General features: G+C 65.9%; 1 pseudogene. It reads left to right on the top strand.

From position 1 onward, the window contains the following. Positions 1-104: 104 nt before the first annotated feature. Positions 105-2,117: pseudogene (uvrA, locus tag AUC71_RS11500) on the top strand (excinuclease ABC subunit UvrA); the annotation flags it as partial.

Raw genomic sequence — 2,117 nt, 5'->3', positions numbered from 1 at the left:
TGATCTCAGCCCGCCTCGCCGCGCGCCTTTGGCCCTCTTGTGGGGCCCCTGAGAGCCAGCTAAGCCTTGCGGTCAGGCCCTCGTCCCCCGACATTGCTAACGGCATGACCTCCAAATCCCTCTCCATCCGCGGCGCGCGGGAGCACAACCTCAAGAACGTGTCGCTGGACCTGCCGCGCGAGCAGCTCGTGGTGATCACCGGGCTCTCCGGCTCGGGCAAGTCCTCGCTCGCCTTCGACACGATCTATGCCGAGGGCCAGCGCCGCTATGTGGAGTCGCTCTCCGCCTACGCCCGCCAGTTCCTGGACATGATGCAGAAGCCGGACGTGGACCATATCGAGGGCCTGTCGCCGGCCATCTCCATCGAGCAGAAGACCACCTCGAAGAATCCGCGCTCCACGGTCGGCACGGTCACGGAGATCTACGACTATATGCGCCTGTTGTGGGCGCGGGTCGGCATCCCCTACTCGCCCGCCACGGGTCTGCCCATCGAGAGCCAGACCGTGAGCCAGATGGTGGACATCGTGCTCAGCCTCCCCGAAGGCACGCGGCTCTATCTGCTGGCGCCGATCGCGCGCGGCCGCAAGGGCGAGTACCGCAAGGAGCTGGCCGAGCTCCAGAAGAAGGGCTTCCAGCGGGTCAAGATCGACAACGCCTTCCACGAGATTTCCGAGGCCCCTACCCTCGACAAGAAGATCAAGCACGACATCGACGTGGTGGTGGACCGCATCGTGGTGCGTTCCGACATCGCCGCGCGTCTCGCGGATAGCTTGGAGACGGCGCTCTCGCTCTCGGACGGCATCGCCTTCGCCGAGTTCGCCGATCAACGGGCAAAGGGCGAGCCGGAGCGCATCATCTTCTCGGCCAAGTTCGCCTGCCCGGTCTCCGGCTTCACCATCGAGGAGATCGAGCCGCGCCTGTTCTCGTTCAACAATCCGTACGGCGCCTGTCCCGAATGCGACGGGCTCGGCACCGAACTGTTCTTCGAGCCGGACCTGGTGGTGCCCAACGAGGAGTTGAGCCTCAACCGCGGCGCCATCGCGCCGTGGACGCGCACGTCGGCCACCTCGCCCTATTACCAGCAGACGCTTGAGTCGCTCGCCAAGCACTACAAGCAGCCGATGACCAAGCCGTGGAAGGATCTGCCGGAGGATTTCCGCGAGATCGTGCTCTACGGCTCCATCGACGACGTCACCTTCACCTATGACGACGGCGTGCGGCGCTACTCAACTTCGAAGCCGTTCGAAGGCGTCATCACCAATATCGAGCGGCGCTGGCGCGAGACCGAGTCCAACTGGGTGCGCGAGGAGCTGGAGCGCTACCAGTCCGACCAGCCTTGCGAAGCCTGCACGGGCTATCGCCTGAAGCCCCAGGCGCTCGCGGTGAAGATCGCGGGCCTCCATATCGGCCAGGTCACGGACCTGTCGATCCGCGAGGCGAAGGCCTGGTTCGACACGCTGCCCGAGCACCTCACCAAAAAGCAGAACGAGATCGCCGCGCGCATCCTCAAAGAGATCCGCGAGCGGCTGACCTTCCTCAACGACGTGGGCCTCGAATATCTGACGCTGTCGCGCGCCTCCGGCACGCTGTCGGGCGGCGAGAGCCAGCGCATCCGGCTCGCCTCGCAGATCGGCTCGGGGCTCACCGGCGTGCTCTACGTGCTGGACGAGCCCTCGATCGGCCTCCATCAGCGCGACAACGCCCGCCTGCTCGAGACGCTGAAAGCCCTGCGCGATCTCGGCAACTCGGTGATCGTGGTCGAGCACGACGAGGAGGCCATCCTCGAGGCGGACTACGTGGTCGACATGGGCCCGGGCGCCGGCGCCATGGCGGCGCCGTCGTCGCCGAAGGCACGCCCGCACAGGTGATGCAGAACCCGGACAGCCTCACCGGGCAATATCTCACCGGGTTCAAGCAGATCCCGCTCCCCAAGGACCGCCGCAAGGCCAAGAAGGGCCGCAGCATCAAGGTCGTCGGCGCGGCCGAGAACAATCTCAAGGACATCGACGTCACGATCCCGCTCGGCCTGTTCACCGCGGTCACCGGCGTGTCGGGCGGCGGCAAGTCGACCTTTCTCGTGGAGACGCTCTACCGCGCGGTCGCCCGCAAGCTGAACA

Origin of the sequence: Methyloceanibacter marginalis (assembly GCF_001723295.1) — a bacterium.
Classification (GTDB): Bacteria; Pseudomonadota; Alphaproteobacteria; order Rhizobiales; family Methyloligellaceae; genus Methyloceanibacter; species Methyloceanibacter marginalis.
Note: the sequence above shows the minus strand (reverse complement) of the source record. Positions and strands in the feature narration are given on the sequence as shown.